Here is a 21,374-nt window from a genome sequence, read left to right as displayed (position 1 = left end):
ATCAACTACGGGCTGTTTACTTCAGGTTGCTACTACAAGCTATTAACAACCGGCTACTGGCTGTATGCCTTAGACGGGTTGTTTCAGCTTACGCATCTCAAACTTGCGGATACGTTCGCGATAATGTTCTTTGGTCTGGCTGCGCATGGTCGAGCGGTTTTCATCCATCAGCTCACCACGCAGATTCTTGGCAACCGCCTCCGCTGTCGCCAACATACATTCATAGGCGTTCATCACATCACGTGGTTCTTCCATCGACATAAAAAAAGTAACGCCGCGGGTTTCCAGCTGATCCATAGTATCCAGCTCGAAATAACCCGGCTCCAGTGCATTGGTCATGCTGAACTGGATCGCACCTTTATCAATGCCATCTTCATAGCGGTGGAAGATTTTCATATCGCCATAACGCATACCGCAAGCCAGCACTATCTGAAGCAGGCTACGACCATTAAAATCTGGCGCTGCTTCAGGTGCGACGACCGAAATCACCAGAACCTTATCCGCTTCAGGTAATGTCTGTAACGACTTACCATCCACAAAGGGATCGATATCTGAATTATCAGACAGATCATCGGTATACAAAGAATCCGCTTCAGTCGTCACCGGTTCTTCATTCAGTAGTGGCGCTAATGCTGATTCAGCTTCCGGCTCCGGGGTTTCTACCAGCTCCATGCTTTCCTGCTGCGGGCTATTTTCGTCAACCTGAGTGCGCCGCATCAGCTCAGAGACTGGCCGGGTCAGGTCAAGCTCATCTTCACTATAAGCTTCTGCTTCAACTCTCTGGCCAGCCGGGGGTTGCGGTTCAAAACTAAAGCCTTCAGGTAAAGAGGCGATCAGATCATCCTCGTCTGCAGACTGCGTCCTGCTGGCGGTGAATTGCGGCCTGACTATGTCTGGTTCCGGCTCAGGAGCTGTATCAGGTTCTGGTTTGGGTTCCGCTTCTGGTTCAGAGTAAGCATCGAAGCATAACTGCTCTTCTTCAGCCTGCTCTTTAAATTCAGGTTCCGGCTCAGATTCAAGTTCAGACTCAAATTCAGGTTCAGGCTCAACCTTGTATTCTGGTTGCTGGGTATCGGCTTTGTCTTCAGCTGACGCAATCTCTTGATCAGTAGAATACGTCTGATGCGCCTCGTCAGACACTTGTGTCGTCAGCTCATCATTCAGCGTTTCAAGTAGAGGGTCGGGGTCAAATCCAGGCTGCTCATACTGATCGGTTGCAGGCCCCAGATCAGTAACATAAGTATCAGAGACAATTGGAATTTCATCGTTGGGCTCTGCTGCGCCGCTTTCAGTCACGACAGGATCAACGACATCAGCTGAATTGAATTCAGGCTCAGCCTTATCCTCAGACTTAACCACCCGCACAGCGGATACACCCTCGCTAAGGCTATTGAAATCATCGAGGGGTTCAAACAGCGGATCACGTTCGGCAGAAAAGGCAGTATTCGAGCCAGGCTGGCTTGAAGTTTGCCCCAAAGAACCAGCAGAACTATCTAAAGAGCTATTAACAGGGACATCAACAAAAGTATTCAACTGCAACGCTGGGTTTTCAGCCGGTTTAGTAACGACCTTACCTTCAGCGTCCAGCACCCGGAACCCGCCACCAGGGAGTTCCGGATTATAATTTTCCTCATCCTCATCGCTCAGGGAGGTATCCGTCAGGGAAGTATCAATACCCATCTTCAGGGTATTTCTGTTGCCCCGCATACGTCGCCAGCCATCGAGTACGATCAGCGCCACCACGATCCCACCACCAATTATCAGCCATTCACGTAAACTTAATTCCATCGCCCGGCGTAACCCCTATCGCTAAATCCGATTCACCCTGAAAAATCACCTGTCCCGTTATCAGACTGTTACTCAACAATCTGATCAATAGACAGGTCTAATATATCAACTTGCCCCTGAACAGCAACAGGTGAAATTACTCCCATCAGATCACCGGCCTGAGGCTTCGGCTCACCGGAGGTCGAAATACGGGCAACGACCTCGACCTGATCAACAGAAGAAAGCTTACTTTGCGGCTGCATCGCCAGGCTATCATCCAGTACTACTGTCGCTGGCAGATCTGCAACCGTCAGGCGAACTGCCGCCAACGGCATTCTGCCACCGACCGGACGGGCAAAGATAAATACGGGTTGCTGGGGATCAACCTGAGCCAGTAGATTCTGATCCAGGCTGACGTTCAAGCGCAGTTCAACCTGTTTCAATTCAGGTATTTCAGCAACCTCTTCACCTGCTTCAATCAAACGTTCGCGGGCTGAGCGAATGCCTGAGCGCAGTGATTCGGCAGGTTGGCCATCGGCATTCGGCAGCGCCTTCAGCCAGTATTCCATCGCAGTGCGATAATCACCCATCTCAAATGCTTCGATGCCGAGCAAGCCTAAAGCGGTTATTTCAAGCGGCTCCAGGGCCAGGGTCTGATCAATAACCTGGCGGATCTGAGCGTCCATCTTGCCACCTTTAGCGAAGAACAGCGCCTGGGCATACTGGCCCGATACACCAGCGTATTGCTGCGCATCCTGAGGCAGGTATTTCAAGACATTGGCAAAACCGGCCACCGCCTTATCAAATTGCTCCAATCCCATATAGGTATTAGCCAGCATATACCAGCCTTCGGCATTCTCAGGCTCTACCTCAAGGCGTGCTTCAAGCTGGGCTATCGCCTGCTCCATAGTCGGCATTTCACCTTCCGCCTGTTGTGGAGCCAGTGATGGATCCAACGCCATTGCCAGCTCCGCCTGGTGGCCATATTTAGCATAGATTGACAGTGCCATCACTGAAACCAGGAGCGCCAGCACACATGCGGTCACCTTCGCGCCTAACGTAACCTTTTGCGGCGCTGCCACTTCAGTGTCTGTGTCTGTGTCTGTGTCAGTATCGGACACATCCACCAGCAAGTTACGCTCAAGTTCCAGCTTCAGTGCAGCAAAGCTTTCCTGATCCAGATTCGCGACCGCCAGCTCTTCTTCAAGCTCCGCAACCCGCTCCTCATAGATGGCTATATTCAGATCCTTACGATCCACGTTCGCCTCAGCAGACTGTCGTCGTAACCTCACTACAGGCAACATAACAATCGCGACCGCGCATAAAGTCAGTAGCGCAATACCCAACCAAAGAGCCGTCATTTATCTTTATCCTGCTTCAATAGATCATTTAGTCGCTGCTGTTCATCAGCGGATAACCCGCTGCCAGCGGAATCAGTTTTTTGTTTCTTCTTACGGGAGACTACCAGAACCACAATAATCCCCAGCACCAACAATGCTGCAGGGCCATACCACAACAAGTAAGTGTGCTCACTCAATCGCGGACGGTAGAGTACAAACTCACCGTAGCGGGTCACCATGAAGTCGATAATTTCGTCATTGGTGGCATCACTCTGTAACATACGGTGCAGCTCAGTACGCAGATCCTCAGCGATCGGCGAATTGGAATCGGCAATATTCTGATTCTGACATTTCGGACAACGCAACTCCGCCGCCAGCACCTGAAACCGCTCCCGGGTGGCATCATCTTTAAACTCATAGGTATCAATTGCTGCGTTAGCGGCCAGCGGCAAGCTGAATAACACCACAAACAACAATTTACTGATCATGTTAGAAATAGCGTTCACACTCATGACTCCAGTTTCTGCATGATCTCGCGCAGCTGTTCCCAGACTCGCTGATCCACCGCTCCGACATGCTTATAACGGATAATGCCCTGAGCATCGATAACATAAGTCTCCGGTGCGCCATAGACCCCCAGATCCAGACCTAGTTTGCCTTGCGGATCAAAGATATTCAGCGCATAAGGGTTGAGATATTTCTCTAGCCAGATCTTAGCCTTAGCCCGGTCATCCTTATAGTTGACTCCGTAGATTACGACACCTTCATCCTGTGCAATCCGGTTTAGCTGGGCATGCTCCTGTTTACAGGTCGGACACCATGTCGCCCAGACATTGATCAGTGCGGTTTTGCCTTTCAGATCATCGGCAGTCAGGATTCGACTCTCATCGTATACTGAGCTCAGGGCAAATGCCGGAACCGGCTTACCCAGTAACGGAGAAGGGATAGTTTCGGTATCTTTACCGATACCATTCCATAAAAACAGTCCCAGCCCAACAAATAGCACCAGGGGGATAAAAACCAATAAACGACGCATCAGGACACCTTTCCAGTCATTCTAACTATACTCCCGAGTCAAGCTCAGGCAGCAGCTCGCGCGGCTTCACGCCGCGCCTGCTTCCGGTAACGAGGATCAGTAGCAGCCAACAACCCACCAAAGGTCATCAACAGCCCGCCCAGCCAGAGCCAGCGTACAAATGGCTTATACTGGATACGGATAGCCCAGGCACCATCACCCAGTGACTCACCCATTGCAACATACAGATCGCGGAACAGACCCGGATCGATAGCCGCTTCGGTCATAACGTTACCCCGGGCGGTATAGAGCCGCTTCTCAGGATTCATTTCACCATAAGGCTGGCCATCCTTCAGCACCCGGATTCGGCCCATATCAGAGCTATAGTTAGGGCCCTTAACCTGATCCGCACCATCAAATACAAACTGATAATGGTTGAATGTCAGCACATCACCCGGTGCCATACGCAGATCGCGTTCTTCGTTGTACACACTCACCATCACCGCGCCAACGATAGTGACAGCGATACCGATATGAGCGAAGACCATGCCATAGTAACTGCGGGACAGACCTTTCAGGCCTTTCACCGCATTGGCTTTATTGGCTATCTTATTTTGAATATCCCGGATGCCACTAAAGACGACCCAGAACACCAGCATCATCACACCGGCAACGGTAAAGGTAAACTCACCGGCATATAACCACTGGAAACCGAGCCCGGCCAGCACACAAAAAATGGCCGGTAACCATAACTGCTTTACCAGCGCCGCCACGGTAGTATTGCGCCAGCGGGACTGAACACCGATCCCCATGACACCTACTAACATCAGCATCAGCGGAATAAACAGCGAATTGAAATATGGCGGGCCAACGGAGATTTTCCCCCAGCCCAGGGCATCGACAATCAACGGATAGATAGTGCCCAACAGAACCATCATGGTCGAAACGACGAGCAGAATATTATTGACCAGCAACAAACTTTCCCGGGACAGCAGATCAAAACTGGACTCACTCTTAACGCTGCCGGCTTTAACCGCATAGAGCACCAGTGAGCCACCGACAGATATCGCCAGCAGGGCCAGAATAAAGTAGCCCCGGTCAGGATCTGAAGCAAAGGCGTGAACCGACGTCAGCACCCCGGAACGTACCAGGAAAGTACCCAGCAGACTCAGAGAGAAAGCAAAGATTGCCAGCAGTACTGTCCAGCTTTTGAATACACCACGTTTCTCAGTCACCGCCAGTGAATGAACCAACGCAGTACCGATCAGCCAGGGCATGAAAGAAGCGTTCTCAACCGGATCCCAGAACCACCAGCCACCCCAGCCAAGTTCGTAATACGCCCACCAGCTACCCAGTCCGATACCCAACGTCAGAAACGCCCAGGCAACATTAGTCCAGGGCCGCGACCAGCGTGCCCAGGCTGCATCCAGACGCCCGGTCATCAGCGCTGCGATGGCAAATGCAAAGGCCACAGAGAAACCCACGTAGCCCATGTACAACATCGGCGGATGGATAATCAGACCGATATCCTGCAGCAGTGGATTAAGATCCGCACCTTCGGCAGGGAAGCCCGGCAGATAACGATCAAACGGGCTCGAAGTCAGCAGGGTAAACAGTGCAAAACCAACGCCGACCATGCCCATCACAGAAAGCACCCGTGCGATAATTTCCTGCGGCAGGTTATCGCTTTTTAGTGCAACCGCCAGAGTCCAGCCACCCAGAATCACTACCCACAATAACAGAGAACCTTCGTGCCCCCCCCAGATCGCACTGATCTTGTAATAGTAAGGTAATGCCGTATTCGAGTTATTCGCAACGTACACCACCGAGAAATCATCGGTAACGAAAGCATACCCCAGACAAAAAATACTGATCAGCAGAAACAGGAACATGCCCGTCGCCAGCGGACGGGCGTAAGACATAAGCAACGTATTGCCAGTGGAAGCACCCACCATCGGCACTACCGCCAGCACGGCGGACATACAAAGCGCGAGGATCAGCGCATATTGACCTAATTCAGGAATCATTGTGCCTGGGCCTCCTTCTTACGTAGCTGATCCGGCATCTGACCTGCTTTCTCCAGTGCGTCAGCGACCTCTGGCGGCATATAATTCTCGTCGTGCTTAGCCAGCACTTCTACGGCCTCAAATACGCCCTCACTGTTCATTTCACCCTGAGCTACAATACCCTGCCCTTCGCGGAACAGGTCCGGCAGAATACCGTTGTAAACGACTGTTACGCTGTGTGCATAATCGGTCATGCCAAACTCGACTTTCAGACTTTGAGTATCACGCTTAACGCTGCCCTCTACCACCATGCCGCCGGCACGAATGCGGGTCGACTCAGGCGCTTTACCTTCGGCAATATCGGTTGGCGAGTAAAACAGATTAATGTTCTGATTCAGCGCATACATCGTCAGACCTACCGCTATAGCGGCACCAAACACGATGAAGAGAACAATCATCAGTCGCTGTTTACGTTTCGGATTCATGGGTTTTGTTTCTCCCTGCGCAGGCGCCGGGCCTGTTCGGTAAAGATCTGGCGCTTATGAACCAGTGGATTAACGATATTGACCGCAATCACAGCCAGCGCGATGGCATAACTGAGCCAGACATAGAGGCCATGACCACCCATGGCGATAAAATCAGCAAACGTTTCAAAACTCACAACAACCTCACAAGGGCGTTATAAAACAATAAAAAAATATTAGTTTGACCGGGAGATCAACTCGCGCACCCAACCGGCACGGCGCTCACGGCGCACAATCTCATTACGTAGTCGCAACATCATCGCCACGGCAAAGAAGCAGTAGAAGCCGATCACCATAACCAGCAACGGCACCCACATCTCAGAAGGCATTGCCGGACGTTCGGTCAGGGTAAAAGTGGCCGGCTGATGCAGGGTATTCCACCAGTCCACCGAGTACTTAATAATTGGAATATTGACCAGCCCTACTAAAGCCAGAACGGCAGTGGACTGTGCCGCGGTGGCCTCACTCTCGATTGCAGAGTGCAGCGCGATCACACCAAGATAGAGAAACAGCAGGATCAGCATTGAGGTCAGCCGGGCATCCCAGACCCACCAGGAGCCCCAGGTTGGCTTACCCCAGATAGCACCGGTTGCCAGTGCGAGAATCGCAATAGTGGCACCGATCGGGGCGCATGATTTGGCCACCATATCGGCCACTTTCATCTTCCAGATCAGGCCGATCGCCCCCGCGACTGCCATCATCATGTAGCAGGACTGTGCCAGAATGGCTGCCGGCACATGAATATAGATAATTCGAAAGCTATTTCCTTGCTGGTAATCAGCCGGCGCAAAGGCCAACGCCCAGACAATTCCGGCGCCTAATAACAGCAGCGCAAGAATTGCGAAAATTGGTAATAATTTGCCGGTAATTTCGTAGCACCAACGGGGTGATGCCAACTGATAAAACCAACGCGGCATCCATTTCTTCTCAGCCATCTTTAACCCTTAAAATCTCTCTATCCACTTACACTTATACGTAGCGCAGCGCTAATTGCCAGCGGTGCCATAATCAACCCCAGCGCCAGCATCGCTCCGAGCAACGCCAGATAACCACCGAGAGGAATCCCTGTTATCGCCGCCTGCACCGCTCCGCTACCGAAAATCAGCACCGGAATGTACAGTGGCAGCACCAGCAGGGAGATCAACACCCCACCTTTACGCAGGCCTACCGTCAGCGCCGCACCAATCGCACCGACAAGACTCAGCGTTGGCGTGCCCAGCAACAAACTCAGCATCAGCCCCAGCATGCCATCGGCGGGCAAGAACAACATTACGCCCAGCAAAGGCGCCAACAGCGTCAGCGGCAAGCCGCTCATCATCCAGTGGCTCAATACTTTTGCCAGCACCACCATAAACAGAGGTTGCGGGCTCAGCAGTAACTGCTCCAGTGTGCCGTCTTCGAAATCGGAACGAAACAGACTATCCATTGACAGCAGCGTTGCCAGCAAGGCGGCAACCCAGACCACTCCCGGCGCCACATCAGCCAGGAATTTAGGATCAGGGCTCACGCCCAGAGGAAACAGTGTTGCCACCATAAGAAAGAAAATCAGGGGATTAACCAGATCACTCTTGCGCCGGTAAGATAGCAACAGGTCGCGTTTTAAAGCGCCGAGAAACGGTCCGTCCACTTTTGCCTGATTCATCACATCAATACTGTCTGCAGGTTGTTTAGTCATGATATCGCTCATGAAGTTCCCGCTAATTGATCAAGGTTAACCCGGCGAATTCTATCTCTGATCGCCAATTCATGGTGAGTCGTCAGAATAACCATTCCACCCTCGTCTGCATGACGCGCCATCAACGCCTCTTTTTCAGCGACACCACGCTTATCGATGGCGGTAAAAGGCTCATCAAGAATCCATATCGGTGCGGAACTCAGGTATAAACGCGCCAGACTGACACGACGATTCTGACCCGCTGATAAGGTATGACAAGGTGCATCTTCATAACCGCTCAGACCGACCTGCTGCAAGGCGTACTCGAGCTTATTGAGATCGATACTAGGATGCATTGCCGCGTACCAGCGCAGATTCTCTTCAGCCGTCAGCGTGGCCTTTACTCCAGGCTGATGGCCAAAATACAATAACGACTCACGAAACTCTTCCGCGCAATCAGAGATCAATTGATCACGCCAATACAGGTCTCCCTCGTAATTACGTGATAATCCGGCCAGAATTCTCAATAACGTTGTTTTACCGCTACCGTTCTGCCCCTCTATCTGAACCACCTCTCCGGCCTGCACCTCAAAGCTCAGTTGATCAAACAGAACACGCTCGTCCCGTTCACAGAACAGATTATCGACTTTCAGCCTTGGTATAGACAACAGAACGACCTCAGAACTAAACCATCTCAATAACAGGAAATATCCCGACAAGCCTACAATTTTACCGCAACCCGCCGAAAGCAAGGCATTATATACAAAATAATCAGCCATGGTGCAGAACTGGGTCAAAAGAACTACCCAATTAAACCCATTTTAAGTAGTCAGCAATTAGAGATACGCCGATGCTGAATCCGCTCAGTATACAAAGCCTGCAAAGCAACTCCGGCAAAAGCCTGTCCGCTGCGGAACTAGTGCGCGCCCTGCCGCTGAACACCCCCACCAACATCACCGTTAAGCAGTCTGTTGCTAATCCCGCTCAACCCCGACAATTTACTCTGCAGGTACAACTTGGCAGCGCACTGTATCAACTTAAAAGCGATCAGCCACTCAGCCCCGGCAGCCATGCAACCCTGACCCGAACAGCAGGCGGCCAGCTAATTCTCAGTACATCCGCAACGCCTGGCCAGACCACTCAAAACGCCGCTACAACTACGGGTTACCAGCCGCTAAACCAACCAGCGACAACCCAACAAAAGCCCATTCAGCAAACAACCGCCAGCCATCAGTCCACCAGCAACCAGAGCATTGCCCCCAATGAGAAACCTATTGTCCGGATAAGTTCCCGACAAAAGGATAATCAACCGCAATCACAGCGCCAGCCAGGACAATCCGCAACAGCCGGCGATAAACCGATACCACCCCGGCAGAGCCCGGTCAGTGCCAGTATCGAATCCAGATTACCCGCACAACTTAGTCGTCAGCTACCGCTCAACCGACCGCTACTGGTCACTATTGAGAACTCATCAATTGCTGATAAAGGAAACCCTCAGCAACACAACCTGAGTGTTCGTATTGGCAACCAGCGCATTCTGTTAAACAGCCCACAAACGATGCCTTCAGGTGAAAAAGCATTGCTCATCCGTACATCTGCACAACAGGTGGTACTACAGCCATTAGCCAATAGCGCCGATACAGCTATCACACAACAGAGTATCAACAACGCGTTACGGCTTACGCTGCCGGCACAACAACCTGTTGCCAGTGTGCTGCAACAGCTACAACAACTGGCCGGTAATACTCCGGAATCAGGGCGCAGCGCCCTTAACAGCATTGTAAGCTCAATGATCAACCTGTTCGCAGTAAAAACCGATGCCGGTAGTGAAGCCCGCCAAAGCATCCAGCAGAACCTGGTGAACGGCGGTTTATTTACAGAAAACAGACTAACCACCCCGGGCGGTAAACTACCGACCGGCGAGATGAAAGGGCAATTAGGCAAGCTATTACAGCTGGCTGAGAAACTACCAGAGCAGCCTCGACAGCAGATGCTTGAGCTGGTCAAAGGCCTGCTCAACCGGGTCACCAGTCAACAACTCGAAAGCATTCAGAATACCCGAACCAACAACGATGGCGGCCTTGAACGTTTCTTCGCCCTCGATCTGCCGATCCGGCACGGCCAGCAACTGGACAACGTCGAACTTAAAATATCGGAGCACCGCCAACCCCAGACAGAAACGGAATGGCAAAGCACATGGCGGGTTCGGTTACATTTTGACCTGCAAAAACAAGGTACTATCGATGCAGAATTGATTCTGGAGCAGGAACATCAGATAACCGCGCGCTTTTGGTGTAGCAACCCGGACATGCATCAAACTATGCAGCACCGGCTTGAGGATTTTAACCAGCAGATGCGGGACAAAGGCTTTGCCATCAATGCCCTGCACTGTAGCGAAGGCCAGGCACCAAAACCATCAACCAGCGTCGAACAGCTTATCGATGTGACTACCTGACAGCACAGCTTCAACGAAAAACAGGATGCTCTATGACTGAAAAAGATTCACGTCCACGGCAGAAAGCGATCGCGATCAACTACGATCATCAACGCGCACCTACGCTGACAGCAAAAGGGCAGGGGCTGATTGCGGAACAGATTATCGCACTCGCCAAGGAGCACGACATACACATTCACGAAAGCCCTGAACTGGTTGAAGTTTTACTAAGATTAGAACTAGGGGATGAAATACCGGAGGCCCTGTACCGGGCTATTGCAGAGATTATTGCGTTTGCCTATAGTCTGAAAAAGTAACGACTTAACGATCACCTTCCGGCGCAGCAACCTCTTTATGCAACAGCGCCATCAGCTCAGCTTCAGGCCGGCCAATACCACAGTTTTTAACCAGATCATCAACATCGGCACCCATCTCCATCAGGCGGGCTGCCTGATTATAGGCCAGTACTCCCGGATCCCGGTTTGCCAGCTCCTGCTGCTTTTCAGCGGTCATATTGAGCTTATTTTCAATTTCCATCAAACGATGGCCCATGCCAATGGAACTGCTGGTCATCGCCTGAATCTCATTTCGCAGAACATTGATCAACGCTTCATACTGCCGCTGATGTTGCTGCAAACGACGTTGTGCACTAATGCTATAGCCTATAGCGACTACCGCGATAAGCGCTACTATAACCATTGCTATCCAGATCATCGTCTAGTTCCTCTGCCTACATCACTAATCGCTTAGATCAGTTTTCCTGATACCATCAAAAGATGAACAACCAAGCCCGTTAATTAACCCAACCGAGCCTTAAATTGCTGCACCATTAGCGGCACATTGACCACTGCACAACGATACTTCATACAAGTACCCAATAGCCAGCCACGATTAACCGATTGATTGTTCAAGGTTATGTCTGCCATATCAATAACCTGAGACCCGATCATAGAGTCACAGGTTATGGCCCAGCCCGGCTCCTGCAGCAACAGCAGCTGATCATATTCAGCACTGTCCGGCTCATACTTCTCAGGAATCATCCACATTCCACTATCAACCAGATGGATATCCACACCCTGTTCAGTGAAGTTACCCAGAATCCAGTCATCCCGGTTATCCAACAACAAATTTGTTGTCGTAAGATAGCGCGCCGCCCGGATATATTTAATCGGCAGCGCCAGTTTCACGCCAAACATATTCACCAGCAAACACTTTAACGCTTCTTGTTCTGTCGCGTGGCCAATTTTCGCTGCTGCTGCAGCTGCTGCTGCTTCTGCTTCTGCTTCCGGTTCTGGTTCTGGTTCTGGTTCTGGTTCTGGTTCTGGTTCTGGTTCTGGTTCTGGTTCTGGTTGTTCAGCCTCTAACTCATCTTCAGGCAGATCTATCACTATTTCCAAATCTTCAAGATCCAGCTCTTCATCATCGTCAGCATCCGCTACAACTGCGCAAGGTTCAACAACCCCGGCCAGCACTTCAGAGTCTGACATCACAACCTCTGCTACACCGGCAACCTGCTGCGGCACGCATTGCTCAGCTACCAGCAACCCGACAGAATCAAGCACAATGTCAGTTTCGGCCTCATCGTCAAAAACAGCTGAAGGCTCATCTTCAACGCCCGCTGAAGGCTCTTCATCAAAACCCACTGAAGTTTCTGCGGAATCAATGCACACCTCGATCATGGCCGGGAGGCCCTGCTCTTCAGCCGCAATGGTAAGCACTGTCGGAACAGCACTAACCTCGAACGCTCCTGGCTCTGACACAAAATGATTCGCTGATTCTGTATCATCATCCCGCAACAGGGACTCCAGGTAGTCCTGCACCACCTGTTGTTGCTGATTCATAAGCCAGCCGGTCATGCTACCCTCCGTTGCGCCAACCGACGCAGAATCCGCATATACGCTTGCACACCTGCACAGCTATCATCCAGCGCTGACGGTGCAACACCCCGGGAACTTGCTGTAATAAACTTCGCATCCACCGGCACCACTGCCGCGGCCATATTGTCAGGGTAGCGCTGATGTAACTCTCGCAGACATGTTACGGCGGTCGGTACACTGCGGTCATAGAATGTGGGAATCAGAGTATAAGTCAGCTGCCGTGAACGCGCCCGATTCACCATTGCGATCGTACGCTGCATCCGCTCCAGCCCCTTCAGAGCCAGAAACTCAGTTTGCACCGGCACCAGCAGGTGACCGCAAGCAGCCAGCGCGTTAATCATCAACACACCTAAGACCGGCGGACTATCGATCAACACATAATCGTAACGATCTTTCACCAGCCGTAATGCTTTAGCGACCTGCAGACCCAAACCCTCTTTTCCTACAGCCTTTCGCTCCAATGTCGCCAGCGCAGCGGTAGCGGGAATCAGATCGATATTCTGAGCAGAGGTGGGTAATAGCAGAGGTTCCAGAATGCGCATATCGATAGGCTCGGCATCCTGAAAAAGGTCATAAACACTGTGCTCCAGCTCATCCGGGTCATACCTGAAATAACTGGTCATAGAACCGTGCGGATCAAGATCAACCAGCAATACCCGCTGACCGGCATCCGCCAACAACCCAGCCAGAGCGATCGCAGTCGTGGTTTTTCCGACTCCACCTTTCTGATTAGCAACCGCCCAAACCTGCATTATTGCGCATCCTCCAGGAGTGTACTTTGAGCATTAAATTCGTTTTCACGAAGCGCCTCAAGATCTAATTCGCCGGGCAACTCTGCAGACAGTTCTCTACGCCGGAACATTACGCTACCGTCATCGGTAGTCACCTGCTCGATGGCCGAAGGCGGCAGAGCCTCTTCGGTTAAAATGCCACTGACTGCATCTTCACTGACCTGCTGACTGCCAAAGGCCGATACGACGCGCTGGGTTTTACGATCCCGGGATACGACAATAACAATTCTCCGGTTAATCTGCCGCCCCTGCTCGGTAAAATTACTCTGCAACGGTTGATATTCACCAAAACCGACTGCAGACATTCGACCAGGTTCAATACCATTCATTTCCAGAATCCGAACCACTCCCGCAGCACGCGCTGCAGATAACTCCCAGTTAGATGGAAACTGATCTGTCGAGATAAGCTGATTGTCGGTAAAGCCCTCTACATGGATCGGATTCGGCTGGTCTTTCAACACCAGGGCTAATCTTTCAAACACAGGGTCAGCAGTGATCGCAGGCAGAGCGCCCCCTTCAGGAAACAACAGATTGGCACCCATCTCGATTGTCACCCAAAGGTCATTACTCTGGACCGCAACATGACCTTGCCGAATCAGCTTGCGAAACTGCACTTCCATCTGTTCGCCGATCTGCTTCAGGACCCAATTATTCGCCGGATTCGGCGGCACTATCTTCACCGTAGGGGTTGCCGCATCGGATTCGCCTCCGGCAAATACGCCAATACCCGAAGGATCTGTTTCAGCCTCACCTTCTACCGGGCGTTGGGACTCCCCGGCCGGACCGGTAAAGACCCCTGACAGTGATTCCGCAACCTGTTTGTACTTCTCTTCATTAACCGACGAAATAGCGTACATCACCACAAAAAAAGCAAACAGCAGGGTTATAAAGTCCGCGTAGGAGATAACCCAACGATCGGTACGGATATCATCATCGCTAATTCGACGGCGGGGCATCTCAGGCGTCCTGGTCCAGATAACCCTGCAAACGCAGCTGAATTACCCGTGGGTTCTGCCCCTCGGCAATATAGATCAAGCCCTCCAGCATCATCTCCTGATAATGGAAACGTTGCTGCACCAGAGCACGGATCTTGCCCGCTACAGGCAGCAGAAACAGGTTAGCCAGACCGATGCCATAGATTGTCGCAACAAAGGCGGTTGCGATTCCTGCGCCCAGACTATCAGGGCTCGCCAGATTGCTCATCACATGGATCAAGCCAAGCACCGCACCAATAATACCCAGCGTAGGCGCATAGCCGCCCATACTTTCAATCACTTTGGCGCCCCGCAAATCACGCTGTTCCCGACTCACCAGTTCGGCCTCAAGCACGCCATGTATGACGTCCGGGGTGCGACCATCAACCAGCAACTGCAAGGCATTACGCAGAAACAGATCAGACTGCTTGCCAATCTCCGCTTCCAGACCGAGCAACCCCTTACGCCGGGCAATCACACACCAGCTGACGACCTGATGAATACCTTCTTCATAGTCCAGCCTGTTTTTACCAAAGGACCAGCGCAATAAACGAAACGCCCTTCTGAAATCATCCCGCGGCGATTGCACCGCCGCTGCAGCAAAAGTACCACCCAACACAATGACCAGAGCCGGCAGATTCATCAACTCTTCAGGCTGACCGCCTTCGAGAAAGTTACCGCCGAATACTGCCAATATGGCCAGTAACACCCCTGCAATACTTACCAGATCCATCAACGCCCCCGCTGAAATAATTTACCGATATCATCCAACGAAAATATATTATCCGCAAGATTGGCGGTTATTACCGCTTTAGGCATACCGAAAATAGTACAGCTTGATTTATCCTGGGCCCAGACACTGCTTCCGGCATTTTTCAATAATCGTGCGCCATCGCAACCATCCGATCCCATACCCGTCAGGATCACCGCAAGCACTTTATTACCGTAGACTTTAGCCAGCGAAGCCAGAGTCAGATCAACACTGGGCCGGTAAGTAATCCGATCATCTCCGGCAATAACCTTAATACGGTTTTCTGCTGCAGGGTCAATAACCATCTGCAGCCCCCCCGGCGCAAGATAAGCGTGCCCAGGTAACAGCCGATCACCGTCTTCAGCTTCTTTCACGGTGATCTGGCACTGCTCATTGAGCCGCTTGGCGAATACAGAAGTAAAAGTCTTAGGCATATGCTGGATCAGAAGTACTGGCATCGGAAGGCTGGCCGGTAGCTGCGGCAGGATAGCTTGTAACGCTGCCGGACCACCAGTTGAAGCACCTATCGCCAGAATCCGGTTAGCCGGAATCCGAACACTGTCAGGATTATCTCTGCGCGATGCTGCTTCTGGCGCTACGCTGTTATTTCGCAGCCTCCGCTGCTGTTCAGAGCTCCGTATTTCTGCTCTGTTAGCCACCAGGCTACTGACGGTATCCGACTGGCGCTGCAACATCGACCGTTCAATAGTATTACGGCGACTTAGCTGCTGCTGTTTACGCCCCAGCATGATGACTTTATCAACCATCATAGTACCAACCTTATCGGCATCAGCGACCCAGGTTCTGGCATCCTTCTCCATATAATCGGCTGCTCCGCACTCCAGCGCCTCCAGGGTTGTAGTCGCACTGCGCCGGGTCAGTGATGACAACATAAGCACCTGACATGGACTGCGTTGCATAATCAGCTTCAGCGCTTCGATGCCGTTCATCTGCGGCATTTCCACATCCATAGTCACAACATCCGGCTGCAACTGTTCGGCCAACGTAACCGCCTCAGCACCATTCTTCGCGGTACCTACCACCTTAACTCGGCTATCCGCGCGGAGAATCTGGCTAATTCTGTTACGAAAAAACACCGAATCATCCACTATCAGTACTTTAACCGGCATACTATCTACCACCGCAGTGAAATGGGTTACTTATCATGATGTGTAATGTTTCAGGAGATTTGGCACGTCAAGAATCAACGCGATCTTGCCATCGCCGGTTATTGTTGCACCGGACAAACCAGGAGTTCCCAGCAGAACTGAGCCCAATGGTTTTATTACAACTTCTTCCTGACCGACCAGCTGATCAACAACAAATGCTACCTGCACGGCTCCGACATTTGCGATCACGACATGACCTTGTTGCGGCAATGGATCATCCGAATGCCCGGCAATCAGCCAGCGTTTGAGGTGGAATACCGGCATCGCCTTATCCCGAACAATAATCACTTGCTGGCCATCAACCCGGTTAATCTGAGTCAGATCAAGACTGAATATCTCATTGACATTAACCAGTGGCAGAGCAAAAGCCTGCCCTTCCAGCAATATCATTAAAGTCGGCATTATCGCCAGAGTTAAAGGCACCTGAATCTCAATACGGGAACCTTCACCTAAGGAGGAATCAATCTCCAGTTTACCATTTAGCTGGGATATTTTGGTTTTCACCACATCCATCCCGACCCCCCGACCGGAAACATCGGAGATCTCTTTTTTGGTCGAAAAACCGGCGGAGAAAATCAGGTTATAACAATCTTGTTCAGTAAGGCGTTCCGCGGCCTCATGTTCAAGCATCCCCCGCTCTACCGCCAGAGCACGGAGCTTTTCAGCATCCATCCCTGCACCATCATCTTCTATCACCAACAGGATATGGTCGCCTTCCTGCTCAGCAGAAAGCAGCACGTGACCTTCACGGGGTTTACCTTGCTGCTGACGGGTAGCCGGAGCTTCGATACCGTGATCGATTGCATTTCGTACCAGGTGAATCAATGGGTCAGCAAGCGCTTCTACCAGATTCTTATCAAGATCTGTATCTTCCCCTTTCAGCTCAAGCGATACCTCCTTGCCCAGCTGACGGGACAGGTCGCGAACCAAACGGGGAAAACGGCCGAATACTTTTTTTACCGGCTGCATACGGGTTTTCATAACCGACGCCTGCAGATCGGCGGTCACCATATCCAGTGAACCCAGCGTCTTATTCAGCTCGTCACCTTCACTTTCAGCGCCCAGACGAACCAGCCGGTTACGCACCAGTACCAGCTCGCCAACCATATTCATGATCTGATCAAGCAACCGGGTATCAACCCTGACATTGCTGTCGGCTGACGTTTTTTTATTATCGACCTTAGCCGGTGCTTTGTTTGCCGGCGCATGGGGCTTACTGGCAGTTCTTGATGTAGTCGCTGTAGTCGCTGTAGTCGCTCCGACAACACGCGGTGCAAGTGCGGCAAATGCTCCTTCACCTTTCTGTTGCAGGTCATCCAACAAACTTTCGAATTCATCTTCAGTGATCATATCCGAAGCAGGTGCACCCGGCACCGTTTCAGGCTGAGCAGTAAGCTGCCCCAGCAATTGATCAAACTCCCTATCCGCCTGTGCGCCCTCTGTATTGCTAGCTGCACTGCTAACAACCTGACCGGGAGTCCCGGCAGGCCCATGCAACTGATCAAGCATGGCATCAAATTCAGCTTCGGTAATCAGATCAGGATCGGCCACCGGCGTTGCCGGTTTAACAGGTATCCCGGGGGCACCGTCACCATGCAACTCATCCAGCAGGGCATCAAATTCAGTTTCTGTAATCAGATCAGAATCAACCGGGGCTACCGCTGCAGGCTGCACTTGCACAACAGATTCGCCCCCAAGATCCGCCACTAACTGATCAAACACAGCGCTAAGTTCAATATCACTTTGCACTGGAGCCAGCCGGGGCTCTGCAGCGGAAATATTTGTAGGAGTATTAACAGGAGGAACAGCCGCTTGAGCCACCGCCTGCCCGCTGGCCATCCGATTCAGATCAGCGATTAACGAGGGCGCCGCTGGTTCAGGGAAATCCCCCTCATGTACTGACTCAAACATAGCATTCACTGCATCCAGTGCCTGTAACACCAGGTCCATCAGCTGCGAGCTGACCTGCAGTTCTTCATTACGCAACCGGTCGAACAGGTTTTCTGCACTGTGACAACAGTCCACCATAGGCTCCAGTTGCAAGAATCCCGCACCACCTTTTACGGTATGAAAACCGCGAAAGATTGCATTAAGCAATTCGCGATCGGACGGGTGCTGTTCAAGATCAACTAACTGTTCAGAAAGCAGCTCGAGTATCTCTCCCGCTTCGACAAGAAAATCAGCAAGAATTTCCTGATCTACATCCAATGCCATAGCTATCTCCGCTCAGAAACCCAGACTTGAAAGCAGGTCATCTACTTCATCCTGACTGGATGCAACTTCCGCTGCAGGCCTGCCTGCCAACTGAGGGCCTTCACCTTTAACTGATACCGGTGCTGCCACCGTTGGCGTTGGCGCTTCCGGTTCAGACTCAAGTTCAAGCCCGCTAAAACGGTTAACTCTGGAGGCAACTTCCATCAGGCCAACTAACTCATCCTCAATATCGGAAACCAGCTGAATAACCCGCTTAATCAGCTGCCCGGTAATATCCTGATACTCCTGTGCCAACAGGATATCGGTCATACGATTTTTTATGGCCGCCAACGCCTGTGAATGATCATCGGCATAAGCGCACGCTTTATCGTACAACATCTCCAACTGGGGATTGCCAGACTTAAGCGGCTCAAATTCAGCCAGTACCTGGGTACGACGCAGAAAACCTTGCTCCAGCTCGGCCACCAGAGACAGTGACTCATCGACGCTATCAATGGTTTTATGGGCATTACTTTCTGTCAATTCAATTACATAAGAAAGCCGATCACTGGCATCGGCGATAGATGCGATCTGAACTTTTGAGTCTTCCAGCAATTCAGAGGCGGTGACATCGTCAGTAAAAGAGATAATCGTATTATGAACCGCCCGGGTTAGCCTCCCAACCTCATGATAAAGCGCCTGATGACGCATCTCGTTAAGCGCCTGAATCTGCCGCATTGCTGCAGTCATATCGCCCTTTGCCAATAGATTGACTAACGTGTCAGCGTGTCCCTGCAACGCCTGTTCAAAACCAAGTTTATCCTGATACAGCCCGGCATTTGCCATTGCAATCACCCCTGAATACGTTCGAAGATCTTTTCGATTTTTTCTTTCAGAACAGCCGCAGTAAAAGGCTTGATAATGTAACCGTTTACCCCTGCCTGGGCCGCGAAAATAATCTGTTCACGCTTAGCCTCAGCCGTCACCATCAGTACCGGCGTGTGGCGCAGCCCAGGATCAGCCCGAACGGCTTTCAACAGATCAATACCCGTCATCACCGGCATATTCCAGTCAGTAACCAGAAAATCGATGCCGCCAGCTTTAAGAATGGGTAGTGCGGTGGCTCCGTCGTCGGCCTCAACAATATTGGTAAAGCCCAGATCCCGAAGCAAATTTTTAATGATACGTCTCATAGTAGAGAAATCATCAACGACAAGTATCTTCATGTCTTTATTCAAGACAACTTCTCCTAGCAGCAAATAAGAATACTGGTTGCCGCTACTGCTTTACCTCCGGCAACCTTGAATTAGCGCCAGTCCTTCAGCCGGCTACGTAATCGCAACGCTGCCTGACTATGAATCTGACTAACTCTGGACTCACTGACACCCAGAATCTGACCGATCTCTTTCAGATTAAGCTCTTCATCGTAATACAGTGACAAAACCAGCTTTTCCCGTTCCGGTAAACCTTCAATCTCCCGGGCGATCGATTTAATAAAATCTTCCTGCTCATGCTGAGCCTGCGGATCTGGGGTATTGCCCGCGATCGATTCGCCGGGGCCTTCATCCTGCGGTCCGATCAGCTTATCGAAACTGAATAACCGACTCTCTGCTGAGTCCTTCAATAATGCATGATATTCCGTTACAGTTATATTCAGTTCAGCGGCAACATCCCCATCTTGGGCATCTCTTCCGGTGCGCGCCTCTACCGCCTGAACCGCTTCAGACACTCGACGGCCATTGCGGTGCACCGAACGCGGAGTCCAGTCACCCCGGCGAACTTCATCGATAATAGAACCGCGGATACGGATTCCGGCATAGGTTTCAAAACTAGCACCTTTGCTGGCATCATATTTCTTTGCCGCTTCCAGCAGACCAACCATCCCGGCCTGAATCAGATCATCCAGCACAACCGTCGATGGCAGACGCGCAAGCAGATGATGAGCGATTCTTTTGACCAGCACCCCATGCTGTTCAATCACCTGTTGATTGGTTCTGGATTGAGTCTGACTATACATACAGTCCATCGTTTCCTTTGCTACTACTAAGCGCCCTTAACCAGTCTTTCAACGAAGAATTCAAGATGCCCCCTGGATGAGGAAGACACCGGCCAGGTCTCTACCCTGGTCGCTAACTGCTTATATGCCAGTGCGGCTTTGCTATTAGGAAATGCTTTTAAAACAGCACGTTGCTTACGAACCCCTTTACGCACAGATTCATCATAAGGGATTGATCCCAGGTATTGAAGCGTTACATCCAGGAAGCGATCAGTAACCGTCAATAACTTATTAAACATGTTCCTGCCCTCCTGCTCGCTACGTACCATATTGGCCAATACCCTGAACCGCGTCATATTGTAATCACGATTTAATAACTTCATCAGCGCATAAGCATCGGTAATCGAAGTTGGCTCATCGCAGACCACAACAATCACATCCTGTGCCGCCTTGACGAAACTGACTACCGCATCCGAGATACCAGCAGCGGTATCGATAACCAGCACATCCAGATCATCGCCGATCTCACTAAAGGCGTGAATCAATTCAGAATGCTCATGCACACTCAGCGAAGTCATCTCCTGAGTACCTGATGCTGCCGGGACTATACGTACATTTTCATCGACATTGATCAGCAGGTCTTTAAGGCTACAGTCACCGGACAGAACGTCTGAAATATTTTTTTCCGCCTTAACACCCAGCAGGACATCAACATTCGCCAGGCCCAGATCAGCATCCATCAGCACAACCCTTTGCCCCATCTCTCCGAGAGCCAGACTCATATTGACAGACACATTGGTCTTACCGACGCCACCCTTACCTCCGGTAACGGCAATCACTTTAACCGGACGCGGGCTACTCATTGTTCTTTCCTGTCATTAAT

Annotated in this window: 23 protein-coding genes; 2 read left to right on the top strand and 21 right to left on the bottom strand. The window is 51.3% G+C overall.

The genetic code is table 11. From position 1 onward, the window contains the following. Positions 1 to 69: 69 nt before the first annotated feature. The 10 genes from ACQUQM_RS22030 to ccmA all read right to left on the bottom strand — a co-directional run bounded on the left by ACQUQM_RS22030 (position 70) and on the right by ccmA (position 8,974). Positions 70 to 1,788: a cell division protein ZipA C-terminal FtsZ-binding domain-containing protein gene (locus ACQUQM_RS22030; RefSeq protein ID WP_432472013.1), complete on the bottom strand. Its 1,719-nt coding sequence runs from the start codon at positions 1,786 to 1,788 to the stop codon at positions 70 to 72. 68 nt (positions 1,789 to 1,856) lie between these two features. Then, positions 1,857 to 3,128: a c-type cytochrome biogenesis protein CcmI gene (ccmI, locus tag ACQUQM_RS22025; protein ID WP_432472012.1), complete on the bottom strand. Its 1,272-nt coding sequence runs from the start codon at positions 3,126 to 3,128 to the stop codon at positions 1,857 to 1,859. Next, a complete protein-coding gene (locus tag ACQUQM_RS22020; RefSeq protein ID WP_432472011.1) occupies positions 3,125 to 3,613 on the bottom strand; it encodes a cytochrome c-type biogenesis protein in 489 nt (162 codons plus the stop codon). Before ACQUQM_RS22020 ends, ccmI begins: the two co-directional genes overlap by 4 nt. A gap of 2 nt (positions 3,614 to 3,615) precedes the next feature. Further along, complete coding sequence (locus ACQUQM_RS22015) at positions 3,616 to 4,143, bottom strand: DsbE family thiol:disulfide interchange protein (RefSeq protein ID WP_432472010.1); 528 nt, start codon at positions 4,141 to 4,143, stop codon at positions 3,616 to 3,618. Between the two features lie 44 nt (positions 4,144 to 4,187). Then, a complete protein-coding gene (locus tag ACQUQM_RS22010; RefSeq protein ID WP_432472009.1) occupies positions 4,188 to 6,149 on the bottom strand; it encodes a heme lyase CcmF/NrfE family subunit in 1,962 nt (653 codons plus the stop codon). Further along, positions 6,146 to 6,613, bottom strand: coding sequence for a cytochrome c maturation protein CcmE (gene ccmE / locus ACQUQM_RS22005; protein ID WP_432472008.1), 468 nt, complete (start codon positions 6,611 to 6,613; stop codon positions 6,146 to 6,148). Before ccmE ends, ACQUQM_RS22010 begins: the two co-directional genes overlap by 4 nt. Continuing rightward, positions 6,610 to 6,789 carry a heme exporter protein CcmD gene (gene ccmD, locus ACQUQM_RS22000; protein WP_432472007.1) on the bottom strand — a complete coding sequence of 60 codons (180 nt, stop codon included), beginning with the start codon at positions 6,787 to 6,789 and terminating at the stop codon, positions 6,610 to 6,612. Before ccmD ends, ccmE begins: the two co-directional genes overlap by 4 nt. A 39-nt stretch (positions 6,790 to 6,828) precedes the next feature. Beyond that, positions 6,829 to 7,587, bottom strand: coding sequence for a heme ABC transporter permease (locus ACQUQM_RS21995; protein ID WP_432472006.1), 759 nt, complete (start codon positions 7,585 to 7,587; stop codon positions 6,829 to 6,831). Positions 7,588 to 7,607: 20 nt separating this feature from the next. After that, positions 7,608 to 8,294, bottom strand: coding sequence for a heme exporter protein CcmB (gene ccmB, locus ACQUQM_RS21990; protein WP_432474867.1), 687 nt, complete (start codon positions 8,292 to 8,294; stop codon positions 7,608 to 7,610). A gap of 41 nt (positions 8,295 to 8,335) precedes the next feature. Beyond that, on the bottom strand, positions 8,336 to 8,974 hold the full coding sequence (gene ccmA, locus ACQUQM_RS21985; RefSeq protein ID WP_432472005.1) for a cytochrome c biogenesis heme-transporting ATPase CcmA: 639 nt from the start codon (positions 8,972 to 8,974) through the stop codon (positions 8,336 to 8,338). Positions 8,975 to 9,156: 182 nt separating this feature from the next. Between ccmA and ACQUQM_RS21980 the strand changes: the two genes are divergently transcribed. Beyond that, positions 9,157 to 10,761 carry a flagellar hook-length control protein FliK gene (locus ACQUQM_RS21980; RefSeq protein WP_432472004.1) on the top strand — a complete coding sequence of 535 codons (1,605 nt, stop codon included), beginning with the start codon at positions 9,157 to 9,159 and terminating at the stop codon, positions 10,759 to 10,761. 32 nt (positions 10,762 to 10,793) lie between these two features. Next, positions 10,794 to 11,057 (top strand): EscU/YscU/HrcU family type III secretion system export apparatus switch protein, encoded by a 264-nt coding sequence (locus ACQUQM_RS21975; RefSeq protein WP_432472003.1) that lies wholly within the window; start codon positions 10,794 to 10,796, stop codon positions 11,055 to 11,057. A gap of 4 nt (positions 11,058 to 11,061) precedes the next feature. Here the strand turns inward: ACQUQM_RS21975 and ACQUQM_RS21970 are convergent, their stop codons facing one another. The 11 genes from ACQUQM_RS21970 to ACQUQM_RS21920 all read right to left on the bottom strand — a co-directional run bounded on the left by ACQUQM_RS21970 (position 11,062) and on the right by ACQUQM_RS21920 (position 21,354). After that, positions 11,062 to 11,454, bottom strand: a complete 393-nt coding sequence (locus tag ACQUQM_RS21970) for a DUF2802 domain-containing protein (RefSeq protein WP_432472002.1) — start codon at positions 11,452 to 11,454, stop codon at positions 11,062 to 11,064. Between the two features lie 83 nt (positions 11,455 to 11,537). After that, a complete protein-coding gene (locus ACQUQM_RS21965; protein ID WP_432472001.1) occupies positions 11,538 to 12,596 on the bottom strand; it encodes a hypothetical protein in 1,059 nt (352 codons plus the stop codon). Then, positions 12,593 to 13,369 (bottom strand): ParA family protein, encoded by a 777-nt coding sequence (locus ACQUQM_RS21960; RefSeq protein WP_432472000.1) that lies wholly within the window; start codon positions 13,367 to 13,369, stop codon positions 12,593 to 12,595. The genes ACQUQM_RS21965 and ACQUQM_RS21960 overlap by 4 nt, the downstream gene beginning before the upstream one ends. Continuing rightward, on the bottom strand, positions 13,369 to 14,364 hold the full coding sequence (locus ACQUQM_RS21955) for a flagellar motor protein MotB (protein WP_432471999.1): 996 nt from the start codon (positions 14,362 to 14,364) through the stop codon (positions 13,369 to 13,371). Before ACQUQM_RS21955 ends, ACQUQM_RS21960 begins: the two co-directional genes overlap by 1 nt. A gap of 1 nt (position 14,365) precedes the next feature. Next, positions 14,366 to 15,115 carry a flagellar motor protein gene (locus ACQUQM_RS21950; RefSeq protein ID WP_432471998.1) on the bottom strand — a complete coding sequence of 250 codons (750 nt, stop codon included), beginning with the start codon at positions 15,113 to 15,115 and terminating at the stop codon, positions 14,366 to 14,368. After that, complete coding sequence (locus ACQUQM_RS21945; protein ID WP_432471997.1) at positions 15,115 to 16,263, bottom strand: protein-glutamate methylesterase/protein-glutamine glutaminase; 1,149 nt, start codon at positions 16,261 to 16,263, stop codon at positions 15,115 to 15,117. Before ACQUQM_RS21945 ends, ACQUQM_RS21950 begins: the two co-directional genes overlap by 1 nt. A 33-nt stretch (positions 16,264 to 16,296) precedes the next feature. Next, positions 16,297 to 18,516: a chemotaxis protein CheW gene (locus tag ACQUQM_RS21940; protein WP_432471996.1), complete on the bottom strand. Its 2,220-nt coding sequence runs from the start codon at positions 18,514 to 18,516 to the stop codon at positions 16,297 to 16,299. Between the two features lie 12 nt (positions 18,517 to 18,528). Further along, the gene (locus ACQUQM_RS21935; protein ID WP_432471995.1) at positions 18,529 to 19,341 is read right to left on the bottom strand and encodes a protein phosphatase CheZ; all 813 of its coding nucleotides are present in this window, start codon (positions 19,339 to 19,341) and stop codon (positions 18,529 to 18,531) included. A 5-nt stretch (positions 19,342 to 19,346) separates the two neighbouring features. Then, the gene (locus ACQUQM_RS21930; RefSeq protein WP_432474866.1) at positions 19,347 to 19,721 is read right to left on the bottom strand and encodes a chemotaxis response regulator CheY; all 375 of its coding nucleotides are present in this window, start codon (positions 19,719 to 19,721) and stop codon (positions 19,347 to 19,349) included. 80 nt (positions 19,722 to 19,801) lie between these two features. Then, positions 19,802 to 20,512 (bottom strand): RNA polymerase sigma factor FliA, encoded by a 711-nt coding sequence (locus ACQUQM_RS21925; RefSeq protein ID WP_432471994.1) that lies wholly within the window; start codon positions 20,510 to 20,512, stop codon positions 19,802 to 19,804. A 26-nt stretch (positions 20,513 to 20,538) separates the two neighbouring features. Further along, entirely contained in the window at positions 20,539 to 21,354 is an 816-nt protein-coding gene (locus ACQUQM_RS21920; protein WP_432471993.1) for a MinD/ParA family protein, read from the bottom strand. Positions 21,355 to 21,374: the final 20 nt, after the last annotated feature.

Origin of the sequence: Amphritea sp. HPY (genome assembly GCF_050870985.1) — a bacterium.
Lineage (GTDB): Bacteria > Pseudomonadota > Gammaproteobacteria > Pseudomonadales > Balneatricaceae > Amphritea.
Note: the sequence above shows the minus strand (reverse complement) of the source record. Positions and strands in the feature narration are given on the sequence as shown.